Below are 19,123 nucleotides of genomic sequence, written 5' to 3' on the forward strand. Positions count from 1 at the left end.
CCGCAATCGCCGCACCCTCCTATTGGTCGCCGCGGCCGCGGTAGTCGGCCTGGTGCTCGGCGGCGTCGGAATGCTGCTGATGCGCGACGAGCCCGCCACTCCCGTCCCGCCGCTACCCAACGCCCGGTCCGAGCCCGTCCCGACGACCGCCGCCCCACCGCCCGTCTTCGTGGCCCCGCCGCCGACGACCATCATCGTGGAACCCACTCCGGAGCCGGAGACCCTCGAGCCCGCTCCCCCGCCGCCACCGCCGACCACCGAACCGGCCCCGCCCCCGCCGCCGCCGACGACCACCTCGCCGACGCGGACCCCGCGGCCCACTCCGACCACCCCGCGCCGCACCCCGACTCCGCTGCTGCCGTACGTGCCCATCCCGAGTTGGCTGCCGTACCCGACACTGGATAAGCCCTACGGCTGAACTCCGTGATCGTTTCGTAGCGAACTCCGCGCATTTGTGCCCTAAAGTGAAGCGCTGACCCGAGTCACCGGCGCCCGACCGGACACTCGGTCTGCTGCAGGACGAGGGCCGGTGCCCCACAACGGTTTACCGCCCGCGGATTCACCTGGCACAACGGTGCCTGACGAAGGGACTTCATGCGCAAGTTGCCGGCGCCTCGCGCCACGGTCAAAGCTGCCGCGGTTGCGTTCGCCTCGACCGTTCTCCTTGGTCCCTGGATCGGCTCTCAGCCTGCGCTAGCGGAACCGGCACCGAATGCGGTGCAGCTCAACGCCGATCAGCTGCCTCCGGAGCTGACGCAGGCCATCACTCGAGACCTGAAGATGTCACCGGCCGAATACCTCGACCGTTCCGCGCGGGCCCAGCAGCTACGCACCTACGCGCACGAATTCCGCTCCGAGCGCCCCGACGATTTCGCGGGCGCCTGGATGGGCCCGGACGGCAAGCCGATCGTCGCGGTCACCTCGCTCGACGCGGCGCACGTCGCCGCCTCCGACGGCTACCAGACCCGGCTGGCGCCGATCAACGCGAACAGCCTGGAGTCCTCGCTCGATCAGCTGGTCGGCTGGATCGGCGGCCTGCCGCGCGAAATCTCCACGGCCATCAATTCGGTGGGCATCGACTTCCTCAACAGCCAGCTGGTGCTGAGCGTCGCCAACACCCCGGCCGGGCATCTGCTCAACCTGCCGACGCTGATCGCCAACATCAAGGTGGTGCTGTCGCCCAACGGCGGCGGACCCGTGGAGCGGCGCCCGATGGCGGGCGACACCTACATCAGCGCGCCGACCGCACTCGACAATGCGGAACTGAAGGCGGTGGACGTGTGCTCCTTCGGATTCAACAGCACCGACGCCGCGGGCAATGCGCTGAATATCAGTGCCGGACACTGCGATCCGAATCTCGACAAGGGCGACGGCCAGGCCGACGTCTACCTGCCCAATATCCGCGACCTCAAGTCCAGCCCCAAGCTCGGCACCTTCGTGCGCGCCCGGGTGGGCGGCCACAGCGGCCTGGACTATTCGGTGATCAAGCTGAGTGACCGTGCGGTCAAGGCCGGTATGGATCAGCCGTCGGTGCGCGGCGCCAACGGCACCACCCTCACCGTGACCGGCACCGCCGAGCCCGTCGTCGGCGCACCGATCTGCAAATCGGGCCAATCCTCCACATTCACCTGTGGTTTCGTGGTGGCCGACCGGGTCGAGACGCAGCTGTTCACGTCGACGGGCGAATCGAAGACCGTGCGCGGGTTCGCCAGTTCGGCCTGCACGCTCGGCGGCGACAGCGGCGGTGCGATCGTGTCCGGCACGTTGGCGCTGGGCATCACCAGCGGGTCGAACGCGGCCGACGCGCCGGACTGCGGCGAGGCCAACATCGGTCTGGCGCAGTATGGTGGCACCGCGTCGCTCGGAATTCCGATCCGGGCGATCCTCGCCGACATCGACGCCGGCTCCGAGGGCGGACTCGGCTCCGGTGTCTCGGTTCGCACCCGTCCGAACGCCGGGTGAAAGCCGAACGACTGATGAACTATTCGCGTAACACCCTGACACCGTGTCGGTATGTCCGAGTGTCAACTGAAATAGACCCCGGGATAAGTAGGCATAACCGTGCACAACCCATATAGTCGGCACATGCTCCTGCCACGCATCCGTCTTTCGCCGCCCGCCGCGGGTAGGCACCCGCACACCCGCCGTCGCAATCGCCGCGCCCTCCCACTGGTCGCGGCGTCGATGCTGGTCCTCGGACCGCTGGCGGCGACGGCCTCCGCGGAACCGGTCCCCGCCCCGGCACCGAACCTCCCGACCGACCTGATCTCGGCCGTGACTCGGGACCTGCACATCTCCCCCGACGAGTACATGCACCGCGCCGACGTCGCGCAGAAGGTCGGCGCCTTCGCCACCAACGCGCAGCGGCAGTACCCGCAGGCGTTCGCGGGCGCGTGGCTCGACGACGCCGGCAAGGCAGTGGTGGCACTGGCGCAGGGGCAGGGGTCCGACGCCGCCCGCAAGTCGGCGCAGGACGCCGGCTTCCAGGTCAAGGACGTCGCCAAGAGCGAGACGGTGCTCCGCAGCGAGAAGAACGCCTTCCAGCAGTGGCTGTCGACCCAGCCGGAGGCGGTCGCGCAGGCGGTGCGCGGCGTCGTCGTGGACACCGTGAACAACAGCATCGCGGTGCGGGTGGACAAGGCCGGGCTGCCGATGCCGGGCTTCGTCGACCCGGCCCGGGTGATCGTGATGCCGAAGGCGCCGGTGGGCCCGGAGGAGTCCGACGTGGCGCAGGCCACCCCGATCGCCGGCGAACAGGGCCCGGGCGCCTACGCGGGCGGTGACGGCTACGCGTCGGTGGCGGGCAAGATGAAGCTGGTCTGCTCGGCTGGGTTCAACGGCCTGGACCGCAACGACAACATCGTGAACATCACCGCGGGTCACTGCGATCCGAACATCCCCGCCGCGGGCACCGCCAACGCGCCGGGCATGTTCGAGCTGCTGCCGGGCAACAAGACCGGCGCGCAGCTGGGCACGTTCCAGAAGTCGGTGCTGGGCGAGCAGGACTACTCGATCGTCGCGATCGACGACGCCGCCCGGGATCGGTTCTCCAACAACATGGTTCGCCAGGGCAACGGAGCGCCGATCGCGATCAGCGGGGTGGCCACCCCGGTCGTGGGCGCCCCGGTCTGCAAGTCGGGTTCGCGCACCGGCTTCTCCTGCGGCGTGGTGAACGCGGTCGACCAGACGGTGCAGGTCGGCGATCGCGACCTCACCCAGGCGTTCTCGGTCAACATCTGCGCCCTGCCGGGTGACAGCGGCGGCCCGATCGTGACCGGTACCCAGGCCCTGGGCATCTCCAGCGCCTCGTCGGTGGCCGACTACCCGATCTGCGAGATCCCGAACATCATCGGCGCGCTGACGGGTAACGCTCCCCAGCTGTTCGCGCAGCCGGTGAGCGTGGTGCTCTCCGACAACCCGGGTCTGCGGGTGCGCACCAGCTGAGCGACGTTCGACAGTGAAAGGGCCGACGGCGACCGCGCCGTCGGCCCTTCTGCTGTGCCGGGCAGTCCAGCGGCAGCGCAGGGCCGTATCGCGGCCCGTGTGCTGTCGGGCATGCTGGAGTCATGTGTTTGGTTCTGGTGGGCTGGCGGGCTCACCCGCAGTACCGGTTGATCGTGGCGGCCAACCGGGACGAGTTCTACTCCCGCCCAACCGAATCGATGCGGTGGTGGCCCGAGGAGCCGGGTTTGCTGGCGGGGCGGGACCTGGGGGCGGGCAATGCGATTCCCGGCACCTGGCTGGGATTGCTGCCGTCGCGGCACCGCTTCGCCACCGTGACGAACGTGCGCGGGCCGAACGAGGCGCGCACGGACGCTCGCTCGCGCGGCGCGCTGCTGATGGACTACCTGCGCGGCGACCTGGGCCCCGAGAAGTTCGTGCGCGGCGTCGCGGCGGCACCGGACGACTACAACGGCTACAACCTGGTGGTCTCCGATCTGGAAACGCTGTGGTGGCACAGCAATCGGAGTGCGCACGCACCGCTGGAACTCGCCGCGGGGCTGCACGGCGTATCCAACGGCGCCCTGCTCGGTTCCGCGGAGAACGGCACCGCGGTGATCCACACCGACAACGGGGCGGCGGCCTGGCCGAAGGTCCGTGACGGGCTCGTGGCCCTGCGCGCCGCGATCGACGCCGATCCGGGCGATGTGGCGGGCTATTTCGACGTGCTGTCCGACCGCACCGTCGCCTCCGATGACGAACTCCCGCAGACCGGCCTGTCGCAGCGGCGCGAGCGGGCGGTCTCGGCCCGCTTCGTCGCCGATGCCATGCACGGAACCCGATGCAGCACAGTGCTGCTGGTCCGCGAGGACGGCACCTTCACGGTGGCCGAGCGGTCGTTCGGCCGCCTCGGACGGCGCCGGGGCGAGGTGTCGTTCACCGGTAGCCTGGAACTGCCGGTGTGACGGGACCGCCGGTCAGCTGGGCGGGTTCTCGCCCGGCCGATCCGCCCAGGGCGTGGTGCCGTCGGGCGCCTGCAGCGTCTGCATCAGCTCGACGCCGTCCCTGATCACCGCGGGGCCGCCACCGGCGACGGCCCCCAGCACGGCACCGACCGCGCCGAAGACGACCGCGCCCGGAACACACAGCATCAGAACGGCGATGACGCAGCCGATCGCACCGGCGACGGCCCCGCCGATCAGGGCACCGATCGCGGCGGCGACGCCGAGCCGGGACGAGAAGTCGTTGATGGCCCGGCCGTTCTCGAGCGGGGAGGCGACCGGCTGGGCCGTGGACAGCCGTTGTACGCCGACGGGCTGCTCCGGCGTCAGTTCGAGGACCCGGCCGCCGTCCCGCAGCACGGGTCGAACCGGAATCGGCAGGCCGGAAACCCGGAAATCGAGAGGGAATTCGACAGCCATCGTGCCCGCGGAATCCCTGATACCGATGAATTGCCGAGTCTCCCCGGGCTTGTCGACCAATTCGAAGGTGCCGCCGGTGAGACCGGTGACGACCGTCTTGTCCACCAGCTGCGCGGAGTAATCGATCGAATGCCGGTCCGGAACCGGGTCGGCGTGGGCGGTACCGAGAGCCGTGGTCATCGCGCCGACGACCACGGCAGCGGCCACGGTGACGCTGCGGAACTTCATGCGATCTTCCAATCCCTGACAGCCGCGCACCTTCCCTGGGACCACCCACGCAACTACCAGGACCGCGCGCTCGCGGACCTACCCCGACCAAGTGTGAAAGTGCACAAACAACGAGCAGAACGCCGTGAGCGTAGCCGACGCGGATCCGGCGCGGGTCCGATTCCGATGATCCGGCGGATATCAACTGGGACAGCAATATTCACAACGAAACCGGCCCGCTCTCCGCAGAGAACGGGCCGGTTCGACGAGCTGATCGGTTACCGCGGTTTGGTGTTGTCCGCCATCGGCGGGCCGTCGGGTACGGGCCCGATCGGCCGGGACGGCGGGCCCACCGGATCCGCCCACGCGGTGGTGCCGGGAGGAGCCTGCAGGGTGTTCATCATCTCCACGCCGGCGGTGGTCACCGTCGGTCCGCTGCCGATCGCGGCACCGACGATTCCCAGCCCCACCGCGCCCGCGACGGTTCCGGCGACGGCGCCGACCAGGCCGCCCACGATCAGTCCGGGAACGCACAGGGTCACGGCGTCGGCCACACATCCGACCGCGGCACCGGTGGCCAGGCCGAGCACCGCGCCGACACCGATGCCGAGCACGACCCCGATGACCGCGCCGATGACCGTTCCGGCGCCCGCACCGAGGCTGAGCTTCGTCGTGAAATCGTTGATCGCACGCTGGTTTTCGATATCCGAGGCGATCGGCTGCACGATGCCGGTGACCGGGCGGGAGGTGTCGAGGCCGTCCGGCTGCTCCGGCGTCACCTTCAGGACCCTGTCGGAATCCTCGACCGTGGCCCGGACCGGAACCGGCACGCCGCCGACGCGGAAGCTCAGCGGCATCTCCAGTGCCACGTCACCGACGCGATTCGCCACGCGGAGGATCTGCTGTGCCTCGCCGGGCGCGGCCGACGGCCTGTCGACCAACTCGAACGTTCCCCCCTTGAGCTTGGTGACGACCGTCCGGCCCTCGACCACCGACCCGTAATCGATGTAATCGCCCTGGGGTCCGGCGGGCGCCGGGTCGGCGTACGCGGTACCCGCCACGACGGTCATGGCACCGATGGCCACGGCACCGACCGCGGTCATTGCGCGGAACTTCATAGATCTTCCAATCCCTCATCAGGACGCATCGTGCGTACCTTCGCCCTGTGAGCCTCACCTCGCGCGAACCGGCAGTGCCGCGCGGATGAAGGTACGTACGGTGCATACGTCCAGGCGAGCCTAGTCGAAACCGCCCGGCACGCTCTCCCCGAACACGAATCGGCCCGCTCTTCCCTGAAAGAGCGGGCCGATTCGGGTGAAACTGTGTGACTAGGCAGGCGGCTGCTGTTGCTGCTGCTTCTCCATGGCCTCGTCGGTGTACCGGGTGGTGCCGGGCGGTGCGTTCAGGGTGTTCATGAGTTCGACACCCGCGGCCACCAGCGTCGGCCCACCGACGGCAACGGTCCCGAGGATTCCGCCGATGGCCGCGCCGGTCGGCAGACCGACGAGACATCCGACGATGACACCGAGCAGACCGAGGGCACAGCCGACCACCGCGCCGATGGCGGTGCCGACGAATCCTCCGATCGCGGTCGCCAGACCGAAGTAGGTGGAGAATTCACCCAGCGCCCGCTGGTTCTCCACATTGGACGCCACCGGCTTGACGACAGGCTTGACGTTGAGCGGCTGGTCGGTCGGCAATCCGGCCGGTCGCTCGGGCGTGACCGCCAGGGTCTTGCCTTCGTCCTTGACTTCCGCCTTGACCGGAATCTGCTGTCCGGCAATCGAGTACGCCAGCGGGAAGCTCAGCACGGTGCTTCCCTTGTCGTCCTTGAGATTCACCAGGGTCGGCGCATCTTCCGCGGGTTTGCCGGCGATCTCGGATGCCGTGGCATTCGGCGCCGCGGGTGTCTCGGCCTTCGTCAGTTCGAAGGTTCCCCCGGCTCCGAGACGGGCCACAGCGGCCTTGTCTTCCTGTTTGACCGAGTATCCGATGGTCTTCTCGGCCGGTGCCGCGGGTTCGGCGTGGGCGGTGCCCAAACCCACGGTCAGGGCGCCAATTACCAAGGCGCCCACCGCAGTAGCGCTGCGGAACTTCATTCGGTTATCCAATCCATCATCAGGTAGCGGCACGCATCAAACCGCGAGAGCCCACGCATCCCTCAAGTCGCTGCTCCGTCCGAGCGACCTGCGAGACCCTCCCCGAGCGGTGTGATGATGCGTACAGCAGGCAGGACGACGTGAGCCTAGTTCAATAGCTGGCCAGAAGCGAGATCCGTTTTCCGCCAGTGGAACTAAGCCTGTCCTGCGTTATGGACCGGATTTGCCGGGTTTTACCGTGTTGGTCGAACCGTGCCCGAGTAAATACCCAGGACGGCCCGGCCGAGAATCAAACCGAAAAGTGTGCACTGTCACACCCCTCGGCATGGGTCAAGCCCCAGCAAGCTGGGGCCATTTCCCGGCTGAGATCATAGGGTAGACATGTAAGTTACCGGCGGGTAACTTACTGGAAGTTAAGATGCGTGCAACCGTCCACGGCAACAGCCCCGCCGTCGGATGTTCGTTGAACCGAAGGAAGGTCGCGACATGAATGCCCTGACAGTGACGCTGGGCGTGATTGGAGTGGCGTTCAGCCTTGTGGCTTGGGCGTCATTCTTCGGCGGCGTCGGCAAGATGGTCCGCGCCATCATGATCGGACAGCCCGCCCCGGACCGCTGGCGGCCGTTCTTCCCGCGCATCAAGACGATGCTCGTCGAGTTCCTGGCGCATACCCGGATGAACAAGTTCCGCACCGTCGGCTGGGCGCACTGGCTGGTGATGATCGGATTCCTCGGCGGATTCATCCTGTACTTCGAGGCATATCCACAGACGTTCGATCCCGAGTTCCACTGGCCGATCATCGGCGGCTGGGGCATCTATCACCTGTGGGACGAGCTGCTCGGCATCGGCACCGTGATCGGCATCCTGACGCTGATCATCATTCGCCAGCTCAACCATCCGCGCGTGCCGGAGCGGCTGTCGCGGTTCAGCGGCTCGAAGTTCGGCCCCGCGTACACGATCGAGCTGATCGTCCTGATCGAGGGCCTGGGCATGACCCTGGTCAAGGCCGGGAAGATCGCCACCTACGGCCACGCCACCGTGTGGAGCGACTTCTTCACCATGCAGGTGGCCAAGCTGCTGCCCTCCAGCGTGGCGATGGTGTCGGTCTTCGCATTCGTCAAGATGGTCTCGGGCAGCACCTTCCTGCTGCTGGTCGGGCGCAATATCAACTGGGGTGTCGCGTGGCACCGGTTCTCGGCCTTCTTCAACATCTACTTCAAGCGTGAGGACGACGGCGGTGTCGCGCTGGGCGCGGCGAAGCCGATGATGTCCAAGGGCAAGGCCCTGGTCGACATGGAGGAGATCGACCCCGACAACGACACCCTGGGTGCGGGCCGGGTCGAGGACTTCTCCTGGAAGGGCTGGCTGGACTTCACCACCTGCACCGAATGTGGCCGCTGCCAGAGCCAGTGCCCGGCGTGGAACACCGGTAAGCCGCTGTCGCCGAAGCTGCTGATCATGTCGCTGCGCGACCACGGGCAGGCGAAGGCGCCGTACCTGCTGGCCGGCGGCCGCAAGGATATGGGCGGTGACGAGGTCGGCCTGGTCGACGCCGACGGCAAGCCGAACGAGGCTGCGCTGGCGAAGATTTCGGATGCGGCGAAGGCCGAGGCGGAGCGTCCGCTGGTCGGCGGCGAGGACGTCGGCGGCATCATCGATCCGGAGGTGCTGTGGAGCTGCACCACCTGCGGCGCGTGCGTGGAGCAGTGCCCGGTCGATATCGAGCACGTCGACCACATCATCGATATGCGCCGCTACCAGGTGCTGATCGAGTCGGAGTTCCCCTCCGAGCTGGCGGGCCTGTTCAAGAATCTGGAGAACAAGGGCAACCCCTGGGGTCAGAACGCCAAGGACCGGCTCAACTGGATCTCCGAGCTGGACTTCGACATTCCGGTGTTCGGTAAGGACGCCGAGACGTTCGAGGGTTACGAGTACCTGTTCTGGGTGGGCTGCGCCGGCGCCTACGAGGACCGCGCCAAGAAGACCACCAAGGCGGTCGCCGAACTGCTGGCCACCGCGGGCGTGAAGTTCATGGTGCTGGGCCAGGAGGAGACCTGCACCGGCGACTCGGCGCGGCGCGCGGGCAACGAGTTCCTGTTCCAGCAGCTGGCGATGCAGAACATCGAGACACTGAACTCGGTGTTCGAGGGTGTCGAGGATGCGAAGAAGAAGATCGTCGTCACCTGCGCGCATTGCTTCAACGCGCTGAACAACGAGTACCCGCAGGTCGGCGGCACCTACGAGGTGGTGCACCACACCCAGCTGCTGAACCGCCTGGTGCGGCAGCAGAAGCTGATCCGGGTCACCCCGGTGAGCGAGAAGGTGACCTACCACGACCCGTGCTACCTGGGCCGGCACAACAAGATCTACGACGCGCCGCGCGAGCTGATGGGTGCGTCCGGCGCGACGCTGACCGAGATGCCGCGCCACGGCGAGCGGTCGATGTGCTGTGGCGCCGGTGGTGCCCGCATGTGGATGGAGGAGCAGCTCGGCAAGCGCGTCAACCTCGACCGCACCGACGAGGCGCTGGCGGCCCTGGGCGGCGGCAACGAGCCGTCGATGATCGCCACCGGCTGCCCGTTCTGCCGCGTGATGCTCACCGACGGTGTCACCGCGCGGAAGGATTCCGGCGAGGTCGGCCAGGGTGTCGAGGTCGTCGACGTGGCGCAGCTGATGCTGAACTCGATCGAGCGGGCCGAGCCGACCACGCTGTCGGAGAACCTGAAGGTGATCCAGGAGCCGAAGCAGGCCGCACCGGAGCCGTCGCCTGCGGCCGCCACCCCGGCGCCCTCTTCGTCCGCCTCCACGGACGCCTCCACTTCCCCGGCCTCGTCGTCCTCCGCTTCCCCGGCGAATGCCGGGGCCGGTAAGGGCCTGGGGATGAAGGGCGGCGGCAAGGCGCCCGGCAAGGGCCTGGGCATGAAGGGCGCCGCCAAGGCGCCCGGCGCCAAGGAATCCGCCGCCCCGGCCGCCGAGGCGGCGGAGTCCACCGAGACCCCCGCAGCGCCCGCCGCCAAGCCCGGCGGCCTGGGCATGAAGGGTGCGGCGAAGGCGCCCGGAGGCAAGGGACTCGGCATGAAGGGCGGGGCGAAGGCCCCCGGCGCGAAAGCGCCTGCGGGCGAGGCCGCTCCGGCCACCGAATCGGCCGAGACCACCGAGGCTCCCGCGGCGCCGACCGCCAAGCCCGGCGGGCTGGGCATGAAGGGCGGGGCCAAGGCGCCCGGAGGCAAGGGACTCGCCATGAAGGGCGCGGCCAAGGCGCCCGGCGCGAAGCCCGCCACCCCGGCGGCATCCACCCCGACGGAGGAGGCCGCCCCGGCCGAGCCCGCCGCGGAAACCGCTGCCGCCGAGCCGGGTTCGACGGAGACCAAGCCGACCGTGGCACCGAAGGGGCTGGCGATGAAGTCCGGCTTCAAGAAGCCGGGAGCGAAGGCGCCCGGCGCGCCGAAGCCCGCCGCCGAACCTGCTGCGGACGAGAAGGATTCGGCGCCCGAGCAGGCACCGGCCTCCGAGTCGGCTGCACCCGCCGAAGGCACCGATTCCGCAGCGGCGGCGTCGACCACCGAGTCGTCCTCGGACAAGGGCAACGGCGCACCCCCGCCGACCGCCAAGCCCGGCGGCCTCGGCTTCAAGTCCGGCGCCAAGGCACCCGGCCGCAAGAGCTGACGGAAATGCCGCGCTACGTCCCGTAGCGCGGCATACAACTTCATATGAGGACAACGACAAGTTGTCCCGTCACCCCACAAATTGCCGATCGCTCCACACAGTGCCCGATCGCTCCACAAATTCCCCCATCGCTCCACAAATTGCCCCATCGCTTGCGATGGGGCAATTTTCATTTCGTGCTACGGAGTCGGCGTCGGCTTGGTAGAGGAACTACCCGTGGCCAACAGCTTCGCCAGCTCGAGCACGAGCGACGACGAACCGGTGCCGCCCGACGGATCCGGCGTCGGGGTGGGGGTCCCGCCGTCGGCTCCGGCCACTCCCGCACCGGCCAGCAGTAGGCCGGCCGCCACGCAGGAAACGCCGAGCACACGAATCTTCTTCATCAGGAATCACATTCCCCTCGATCGATCTTCACCGCGGAATCGGCGCGAAATGCCGGCGCCCGCTCGGCCGACGCCCGGACCGGCCGTCGACACGAGGATTCCTACCACGCCGCCCATGACCGGTCCTACCTGCAGTTTCAGCTCCACTCAGCGATCACCGTTGCTGCGTGTTAACGAATCGTTCAACTCCGAAGCCTCACCTTCGAAGCCCGCGCGGACCGCACCGGGCCACGCGACCGGACCGGCACGAATCGCCGATCACATCCGCGTGGACGCAAACGCTCAGCACACGGCATGTTAAGTAGGAGATTCCTACACTTTAAGCGAAAGCGGCGCCTGAGCCGCGCCGCCCGAACCCGGCAAGAATCATGATTTCCATTATCGATTCGCCCGCCGCTGAGGATTGGAACCAGCAAGCGTTCAGGTACCCTGTGATCTACACCACAGTTCCGGAAAAGTAACGAGCTGGGACACCTCGCCGATCTCGTTCCTAATGCGGTGCGAGCGTTTCGCCGGAGAGCGGGCAAAGAATGGTGGCGGGCTACAGTCGAATACCCCGGCTCCATTCCGCGAAACCTTCCGAATCGATCGCAGCTCCCCCAGCCCATGCACCGCCGGGCCGAGCCCAGAGGCGGCGCAGACACCCGCGACGGCACGGGCCCACCCCGGAACACGGATGGGGCACAGGGTCCGGACCACCCGGGCGATGCCTCCGCCCGGCATCCGGCGAGCCCGAGCACCGGACAGCTCCCCCGGCGCCGAGACCCCGCGGAACGCGGCAACTGTAGTTTCGAACGAAATCCGAGTCCATAACGGATTCGCATTCCGTTCACCCTGGATACCGGCTGCACACAGCGCAATGAGGTAACCGCCAAGTTTGCTGGCCAGCAAACAAATCGACCGACCAGAAGCATGTCTCGATCCACCGTCGGCAATCCGGTATTGCTATTTCAGCAGCTAGATCCGGTAGTCAATTTTTGGACAACGGCCCACCTGTGACGAGTGCCCCATCGAACGTTTGACTGACAGATTGCTGCGACTTAGGTTCTAAACACCTAGGTTTTAGAGCATTACTTTCATGCAAAACCGTCCTGACCGCATCACGGGACAATCACATAGCGATCACGGGGCGGCATGCCGGCTGCGCTGTCCCACAATCTCTCACAAGGAGCATCAGTGAGCAAAAGAATGCTGTCCATCGTCGGCGCCGCCGCCGGAATCGCGCCGATCCTCATCGCCGTGCTACCCACCGCCACCGCGAGTGCGCACGGCTATGTCTCCTCGCCGCTGAGCCGCCAGGCCCAGTGCGCCCAGGGCCAGGTGTCCTGCGGTGACATCAGCTACGAACCGCAGAGCGTGGAGGGCCCGAAGGGCCTGAAGAGCTGCGGCGCGGACAAGTATCCGGAACTCGACGACGACAGCAAGGGCTGGAAGGTCCAGGACGTCGGCAGCAAGGTCGATTTCACCTGGACCAACACCGCCCAGCACCGGACCTCCGACTGGCAGTACTTCATCGGGGACACCGAGGTCGCCAAGATCGACGGCAAGAACGAGCTGCCCGGCGCCACGGTCACGCACTCGGTCGATCTCAGCAAGTTCAGCGGCAAGCAGAAGCTGCTCGCCGTCTGGAACATCGGCGATACCGTCAATGCCTTCTACTCCTGCGTCGACCTGAACATCGGTGGCGGCGGCTCGGGCGGCGGCACGACCACCACGGCCCCGTCCACGACGGCCCCGGCCCCGACCACGTCGACGCAGCCGACCACCAGCGCGCCGGCGACCACCAGCCACGAGCACCCGACCACCTCGGTGCAGCCCAGCACGTCGTCGCAACCGACCAGTTCGTCGCAGCCGACGACCTCCTCGCAGCCGACCACCAGCTCCGCGCCGACCTCCGCCCCGGCGGGCCAGGCCTGGAAGCAGGGTGGCGACTACAAGATCGGCGACACGGTGACTTACGAAGGCGCGCAGTACAAGTGCCTGCAGTCGCACACCGCCCACGACCCGGGCTGGACCCCCTCGGCCACGCCCGCCCTCTGGCAGAAGGTGTAATCCGGTCCTCGACGGCATGATTCCGGGCTGTCGATAACCGGCCGAACCGGCTGGATGAGGGAAACGAATGCGGTTGCGGTACTCGGGGTGCCGCAACCGCATTCGTGTACGTGCACGCAACCCCCGTTGTTCCGGGTCCGCCCCGTCGACTGCCAAGTGGGGCGGACCCGGTCGCGGGGGGTGACGAGGACCGGTCTGCGGTCAGTCCTCGCCCCCGCCTCCCACCGCCAGGGCGGTCGTGATGACCACCGACAGCGGTGGGAGTTTGTTGTCGCGGCTCGGCGGAACGACCCAGCGGCACCCTTCCCGGGTCCAGCGTCCGAGACCGGTCGGCAACATCACGGCACTTCCGATGGCGGGAATGCCGATGTCCAGGCGGTTGAGCACGTCCAGCACCTGGGTGCCGGGACGACTGTCGGGCGCCACCAGAAAGCTCCAGCGGATCTGGCGGGCCAGCATCGGACCGGCCATGCCCTGTTCGGTGAGGGAGTCGCGGACGCGTTCGGCGCGCACGGTGGGCAGGTGCACGATGCCGATGCGACCGGTGATCGGAAGCATCACGAAACCGCCGCGCTCGTTCACCGGCAGGCCGTACTCGTGGCGATAGAACGTCACCCAATCCTCGACGGTCCTGAGTTTCTCCACGTTCACGGCGAGCTCCCTCGATCGTCCTCTCAGCTTGTCGCCTCCGCGCCCGATGTGAAACGCCCGCACACCCGCCTTGCGCTGCCCTTCCGCTGCCTCTGCCTTACAAGCCGGAAAACCGCTTATACCAGCTCGGTTTCGGCTGTGGCCGCGATCACTACTCGCTCGTAGCATGGAAAACGGAGTTCATGCGGAAGGGATGACATCGTGGTCCGGCAGTGGTCAGGCAAGGAAGCCCGCGCCCTCCGCGATGCCAAGCGGATGAGCATCCGGGAGTTCGCAGCACACCTCGGTGTGCACGAGCGGCTGGTCTCGAAGTGGGAGGCAGGTGGCCTCCGGGTGCATCCCCGCCCGGTCAATCAGGCCGCGCTGGACACTTCTCTTGCCAGGTCCGACGAAGTAGTGCGGGCACGGTTCGCGGCGTTGATCGATCAGCCTCTCATCGATCGACCCGCGCCTGAATTCGAAGTGCGCCTTAACAATTCGGCGCATGCCACATATACGAGCGACGCGGAGCTTTTGGCACTAGTTGATACCGGTGCGATGAGAGGTGATGCGTTAGCCGAGATTTCGGAGAGGGATCTGATCATGGCGGCTGCCCACGAAGCAAGCGAGCACGCCGGTCGGGCCGAGACCACCAATGTGGGTGCCACCGCTCTGGAGCAACTCGACGCCGACGTGACCCGCATCGCCAACGACTATGTGCACGTGCCACCGGTTCCGATGATGGTGGAGATGCTGCGCGTACGCAGGCGGGTTTACAGATTGTTGGAGGGACGCCAGAGGCCCTCGGACACAACGCATCTGTACCTGCTGGCCGGTACGCTGTCGGGTCTGCTCGCCAACGCCAGCACCGACCTCGGCTATCACGATGCCGCCGGTGAACAGGCCAGGGCCGCCTGGGCCTACGCCGAACTGTGCGGGCACAACGGATTACGCGCCTGGACGCGTGGCATGCAGGCACTGATCGAATACGGTTCGCAGCGCCCGCGGCGCGCGGTGGTCCTGGCGCAGAGCGGGCATCAGTACGCCGAGTCGGCGACGGCTCGGGTGCGGTTGCACAATATCGAGGCCCGCATCTGGGCCAAGCTGGGCAGCCCCGACAGCACCGAGCGCTGCATCCGCTCCGCCGACTCCGCCCGCGACACCACCACCACCGACGACCTGCACGACGAGGTGGGCGGCGTATTCGGTTTCAACGAGCCGAAGAGTCAGTACTACGCGGGGGCTACCTATATCCATCTCGGCCAGGCCGCCCCGGCGCTGCAGGCGACGCAGCGCGCGATCGACCTGTATGCGAACGGGCCCGAGGAGCAGCGCTCCTACGGCGCGGAATCGCTGGCCCGGGTGGACAACGCGACGGCACACCTGATCAACGGCAGCCTTGACGGCGCCGCCGACGCCCTGCAGCCGGTGCTGTCCCTGGCCGAGGACAAGCGCATCGCCCAACTGGAACAGCGCCTGGCCGGGGTCCGCGAGCGCATCGCCACCCCGCAGTTCCGAGACGCGGTCGAGGCCCGCGACCTCGACGAACGGATAGAGGAATTCTGCGGAGCCAGCGCGGCCCGCGGCATGATCCCGGCGGGCGATTCGTAACGTTCACCGACTCGGGCGTGAGGCCGGTTACGGGACGACGGGGAAACCCGTTTGTCCCCAGCTGGCACCATTGACTAGGTGAGCCCTACCAGTCAGTCACCGCATCAGCCCCCGCGGACCCTGGAGCAGTCGACCAAGCTCCAGAACGTCGTGTACGAGATCCGGGGACCGGTACACGCGCATGCGGCGCGGCTGGAGGCGGAGGGGCACCGGATCCTCAAGCTCAATATCGGCAATCCGGCCCCGTTCGGATTCGATGCGCCGGACGTGATCATGCGCGACATGATCGCGGCGCTGCCGTACGCGCAGGGGTATTCGGAGTCCAAGGGCATCCTGTCGGCGCGGCGGGCGATCGTGACGCGCTACGAGCTGGTCCCGGGGTTCCCGGAATTCGATGTGGACGACGTCTACCTGGGCAACGGCGTCTCCGAATTGATCACGGTCACCATGCAGGCGCTGCTGAACAACGGCGACGAGGTGCTGATCCCGGCCCCCGACTATCCGCTGTGGACGGCGATGACCAGCCTGGCCGGCGGCACACCGGTGCATTACCTGTGCGACGAGTCCACCGGCTGGCAGCCCGATGTCGCCGATATCGAGTCGAAGATCACCGACAAGACCAAGGCGCTGCTGGTGATCAACCCGAACAATCCGACGGGTGCGGTGTATTCGGCGGAGGTGCTGCAGCAGCTCGTGGACCTGGCGCGCAAGCATCAGCTGCTGCTGCTCGCCGACGAGATCTACGACAAGATCCTCTACGACGACGCCAAGCACATCTCGCTGGCGTCGCTGGCGCCCGACCTGCTGTGCCTGACCTTCAACGGGCTGTCCAAGGCGTACCGGGTGGCGGGCTACCGCTCCGGCTGGCTGGTGATCACCGGGCCGAAGGAGCACGCGGCCGGGTTCCTCGAGGGCATCGACCTGCTGGCGTCTTCGCGACTGTGCCCGAATGTGCCCGCGCAGCACGCGATTCAGGTCGCCCTCGGCGGTCACCAGAGCATCGAGGACCTGATCCTGCCGGGCGGGCGGCTGCTCGAGCAGCGGGATGTGGCCTGGGAGAAGCTGAACATGATCCCCGGGGTGTCCTGCGTGAAACCGAAGGGGGCGCTGTACGCGTTCCCGCGGCTGGACCCCGAGGTGCACGAGATCCACGACGACTCCAAGCTGATCCTGGACCTGCTACTGCAGGAGAAGATCCTGATGGTGCAGGGCACCGGATTCAACTGGCCGCACCACGACCATCTGCGGATCGTGACGCTGCCGTGGGCCCGGGATCTATCGGTGGCGATCGAGCGATTCGGCAACTTTCTGGCCAGCTACCGGCAGTAATTCCGGGCGGAACCTCATCGGGTCATGAAACAGACCGTGAGTTCGGAAAAGTTCGGTTTTTGAAGACTTAGCTAGCGCAAAGAACGGCGATTTGTGTACAGTGGTCCTTGGCACTGAGAGTGCCCCGGCCGAGTCGCCTACCCCCCTGGGCCGCTCGGTCCCGGGTTCGAACGCCTACCCCCCCTGGGCGTCGAATCCCCGGGCGGCGGAGACATCCCCCTGCTCTCCGCCGCCCCTCCTGGCCCGCCCGCTCCCCCGCCTCTCCGCGTTTTTTGGGCAGACTGAGTGCCGTTCCTGCTGCTTTGGCGGGCGGCGGTTGAGTGAGTGGCTGAGTTTTGGGCGTACCCGGCAAGTTACCCATGTTCTTGCGAAATCAGTTGTCCCGTTGGATTACCTACCCGTGGATTGCCAACCAGTGAGTTGCTCGTCCGTTGCGGTGCTGGCTGCTCGGTCGTCGCCCCGGCAATGGTTTTCGTTAGGCTCGCGCGGGTGAGCGACCATCACCATCACCACCACGATCATTCCGGGCCTATTGCCATCGGGGCCACTGCGGCGCGGGTAGTTGTGGGGCTGCTGACCGGCATCGGGGTGCTTGTGCTGGTGGGGATGTTCTGGCTGTGGCCGAGCAATCAGCATGTCGATATTCCGTTGCCTATGCAGAACGGTGGCGGAGGGGCCGTGCATACCGAGGCGGGCAAGGTGTCGATGCAGGACATCGGGCCGTGCGGGAGTTTGTCCAACGGCAAGGTTTTCGATGACACACCGAATCCGCCGCGCAGCGGCGCCTATCAGTGTCAGCGCAGCCTGATCGCCATCGAGTCGGGGCCGGACAAGGGCAAGCACACGCTGTTCGAGATCGCTCCGGGGCCGGGCCAGCCCGACCTGCGCGTCGGCGACGACATCCGGATCGTCCGGCAGGCTGATCCCGCGGGCACCACCATGTACTCGTTCGACGACTATGCCCGCGGGCTTCCCCTGACGATCATCGCGGCGGCGTTCGTCGTGGTGATCATCGTGGTCGCGCGCTGGCGCGGCCTGCGCGCGGTACTCGGGCTCGGATTCGCGTTCGCGGTGCTGGTGATGTTCCTGCTGCCTGCCCTGCTCGACGGTAAACCGGCTGTTCCGGTCGCGCTGGTGGCGGGGGCGCTGATTCTGTACGCGGTCCTCTATCTCGCGCACGGAGTGAATCTGCGAACGAGTTCCGCCCTGCTGGGGACCCTGACCGCCATGCTGCTGGCGGCGGTGCTGTCCTGGGTGGTGCTGAAGGCGACGCATGTCACCGGGCTGTCGGAGGAGCAGAACGCCAACGTCGCCACGTATCTGCAGCATGTGAGCATTACCGGACTGCTGCTGGCGGGCTTCATCATCGGCTCGCTCGGTGTGCTCAACGATGTGACCATCACCCAGGCGTCGGCCGCGTTCGAGCTGGCCGCCCTCGACGAAGAGGCCTCGCGCCGCGAGGTTTTCGCCGCCGCCATGCGGGTCGGCCGCGACCACATCGCCAGCACCGTGTACACGCTGGTCCTCGCCTATGCCGGTGGGGCGCTGCCGCTGCTGCTGCTGTTCTCGGTGGCGGGCCGCTCGTTCCGCGACGTGCTGACCGGCGATGCGGTCGCGATCGAGATCACCCGCTCCGCGGTCGGCGGCATCTGCCTGGCGCTGTCGGTGCCGCTGACCACCGTGATCGCGGTGCTGCTGGCCAAGCCCTTCGGCCGCAAGCCCACACCGGTTCCCGTCGCGCCCCGGCGCTCCCGGCACGCCAAGAGCGGGGCTCCGGCGCCCCGGCGAACCACGCCGGATACCGGGTCGCGCCGTCGAGCGGGCACCGCAACCGCCCGCCCCGCCCAGCGCCAACGCCCAGCGCCCGAAGATATTTCGCCACACCGATCCGACGACGACCTCGCCGAGGCCGATACCCCGCCCGACGGCCTGCGGGCATACCGCCCCGCCGACCCCGCGCGCGATCCCGGCGAGGGCCGTTCCTACCCGCACGCCGACCAGGGCTACGCACCCCGGCACTCCAGCCCGGATCCGGCCGATCCCCATACCGGCGAACGGTTCTCACCCGGGCGTCGAAGCGATCGCCTCCCACCTCGTCGCCCCGGAGAATCCTGGAATGCGGGCCCGAGCCGGTTGCAACCCCCGGACAACGACCCCAACGCCTACTGAACACCGGCCAATCCGCCCAGCATCACACTCGTCACGGCACACCTGCCCGTCTCATCACGCCCGGCATGCTCGCCCGTCCCGGCACACCCGGCAGTGATCCGGGCTGTTCGGGCGG

Annotated in this window: 12 protein-coding genes and 2 pseudogenes; 9 read left to right on the forward strand and 5 right to left on the reverse strand. The window is 67.5% G+C overall.

What is annotated here, in order from left to right:
* From NM1_RS43185 to NM1_RS33635, 4 genes and pseudogenes are all read left to right on the forward strand, one after another.
* Positions 1–418 (forward strand): annotated as a pseudogene (locus NM1_RS43185) (hypothetical protein); the annotation flags it as partial.
* 176 nt (positions 419–594) lie between these two features.
* On the forward strand, positions 595–1,962 hold the full coding sequence (locus NM1_RS33625) for a S1 family peptidase (RefSeq protein WP_068029536.1): 1,368 nt from the start codon (positions 595–597) through the stop codon (positions 1,960–1,962).
* Between the two features lie 123 nt (positions 1,963–2,085).
* Positions 2,086–3,444 carry a S1 family peptidase gene (locus tag NM1_RS33630; RefSeq protein WP_068029538.1) on the forward strand — a complete coding sequence of 453 codons (1,359 nt, stop codon included), beginning with the start codon at positions 2,086–2,088 and terminating at the stop codon, positions 3,442–3,444.
* A gap of 122 nt (positions 3,445–3,566) precedes the next feature.
* The gene (locus tag NM1_RS33635; protein ID WP_068029541.1) at positions 3,567–4,406 is read left to right on the forward strand and encodes an NRDE family protein; all 840 of its coding nucleotides are present in this window, start codon (positions 3,567–3,569) and stop codon (positions 4,404–4,406) included.
* A gap of 12 nt (positions 4,407–4,418) precedes the next feature.
* Here the strand turns inward: NM1_RS33635 and NM1_RS33640 are convergent, their stop codons facing one another.
* The 3 genes from NM1_RS33640 to NM1_RS33650 form a co-directional block, all read right to left on the reverse strand.
* Positions 4,419–5,090: a DUF8020 domain-containing protein gene (locus tag NM1_RS33640; RefSeq protein WP_068029542.1), complete on the reverse strand. Its 672-nt coding sequence runs from the start codon at positions 5,088–5,090 to the stop codon at positions 4,419–4,421.
* Between the two features lie 257 nt (positions 5,091–5,347).
* The gene (locus tag NM1_RS33645; protein ID WP_068029547.1) at positions 5,348–6,187 is read right to left on the reverse strand and encodes a DUF8020 domain-containing protein; all 840 of its coding nucleotides are present in this window, start codon (positions 6,185–6,187) and stop codon (positions 5,348–5,350) included.
* Between the two features lie 210 nt (positions 6,188–6,397).
* The gene (locus tag NM1_RS33650; protein ID WP_068029550.1) at positions 6,398–7,168 is read right to left on the reverse strand and encodes a DUF8020 domain-containing protein; all 771 of its coding nucleotides are present in this window, start codon (positions 7,166–7,168) and stop codon (positions 6,398–6,400) included.
* Between the two features lie 486 nt (positions 7,169–7,654).
* Here NM1_RS33650 and NM1_RS33655 point away from each other — a divergent pair, with 486 nt between their 5' ends.
* Positions 7,655–10,834, forward strand: a complete 3,180-nt coding sequence (locus tag NM1_RS33655) for a (Fe-S)-binding protein (RefSeq protein ID WP_068029553.1) — start codon at positions 7,655–7,657, stop codon at positions 10,832–10,834.
* Positions 10,835–11,013: 179 nt separating this feature from the next.
* Here NM1_RS33655 and NM1_RS33660 read toward each other — a convergent pair whose 3' ends face one another.
* A complete protein-coding gene (locus tag NM1_RS33660; protein WP_068029556.1) occupies positions 11,014–11,217 on the reverse strand; it encodes a hypothetical protein in 204 nt (67 codons plus the stop codon).
* A gap of 1,176 nt (positions 11,218–12,393) precedes the next feature.
* Between NM1_RS33660 and NM1_RS33665 the strand changes: the two genes are divergently transcribed.
* Positions 12,394–13,269 (forward strand): lytic polysaccharide monooxygenase, encoded by an 876-nt coding sequence (locus tag NM1_RS33665; protein ID WP_246011523.1) that lies wholly within the window; start codon positions 12,394–12,396, stop codon positions 13,267–13,269.
* 201 nt (positions 13,270–13,470) lie between these two features.
* On the opposite strand, the gene NM1_RS33670 is transcribed toward NM1_RS33665, so the two are convergent.
* Positions 13,471–13,920, reverse strand: coding sequence for a hypothetical protein (locus tag NM1_RS33670; RefSeq protein ID WP_068029561.1), 450 nt, complete (start codon positions 13,918–13,920; stop codon positions 13,471–13,473).
* A 255-nt stretch (positions 13,921–14,175) separates the two neighbouring features.
* Here NM1_RS33670 and NM1_RS33675 point away from each other — a divergent pair, with 255 nt between their 5' ends.
* The 3 genes and pseudogenes from NM1_RS33675 to NM1_RS33685 form a co-directional block, all read left to right on the forward strand.
* Positions 14,176–15,510, forward strand: a complete 1,335-nt coding sequence (locus NM1_RS33675) for a helix-turn-helix domain-containing protein (protein ID WP_084520295.1) — start codon at positions 14,176–14,178, stop codon at positions 15,508–15,510.
* Positions 15,511–15,588: 78 nt separating this feature from the next.
* A complete protein-coding gene (locus NM1_RS33680; protein ID WP_068029569.1) occupies positions 15,589–16,839 on the forward strand; it encodes a pyridoxal phosphate-dependent aminotransferase in 1,251 nt (416 codons plus the stop codon).
* A 489-nt stretch (positions 16,840–17,328) separates the two neighbouring features.
* Positions 17,329–18,603 (forward strand): annotated as a pseudogene (locus NM1_RS33685) (YibE/F family protein); the annotation flags it as partial.
* Between the last annotated feature and the right edge of the window lie 520 nt (positions 18,604–19,123).

The organism is Nocardia mexicana NBRC 108244 (genome assembly GCF_001613165.1).
GTDB lineage: Bacteria > Actinomycetota > Actinomycetes > Mycobacteriales > Mycobacteriaceae > Nocardia > Nocardia mexicana.

What these genes read in the sequence shown, in the direction of transcription:
- NM1_RS33625 (WP_068029536.1), top strand. Translation starts at nt 595, where the DNA reads ATGCGCAAGTTGCCGGCGCCTCGCGCCACGGTCAAAGCTGCCGCGGTT.
- NM1_RS33645 (WP_068029547.1), bottom strand. Translation starts at nt 6,187, where the DNA reads ATGAAGTTCCGCGCAATGACCGCGGTCGGTGCCGTGGCCATCGGTGCC.
- NM1_RS33635 (WP_068029541.1), top strand. Translation starts at nt 3,567, where the DNA reads ATGTGTTTGGTTCTGGTGGGCTGGCGGGCTCACCCGCAGTACCGGTTG.
- NM1_RS33650 (WP_068029550.1), bottom strand. Translation starts at nt 7,168, where the DNA reads ATGAAGTTCCGCAGCGCTACTGCGGTGGGCGCCTTGGTAATTGGCGCC.
- NM1_RS33640 (WP_068029542.1), bottom strand. Translation starts at nt 5,090, where the DNA reads ATGAAGTTCCGCAGCGTCACCGTGGCCGCTGCCGTGGTCGTCGGCGCG.
- NM1_RS33655 (WP_068029553.1), top strand. Translation starts at nt 7,655, where the DNA reads ATGAATGCCCTGACAGTGACGCTGGGCGTGATTGGAGTGGCGTTCAGC.
- NM1_RS33660 (WP_068029556.1), bottom strand. Translation starts at nt 11,217, where the DNA reads ATGAAGAAGATTCGTGTGCTCGGCGTTTCCTGCGTGGCGGCCGGCCTA.
- NM1_RS33630 (WP_068029538.1), top strand. Translation starts at nt 2,086, where the DNA reads ATGCTCCTGCCACGCATCCGTCTTTCGCCGCCCGCCGCGGGTAGGCAC.
- NM1_RS33675 (WP_084520295.1), top strand. Translation starts at nt 14,176, where the DNA reads ATGAGCATCCGGGAGTTCGCAGCACACCTCGGTGTGCACGAGCGGCTG.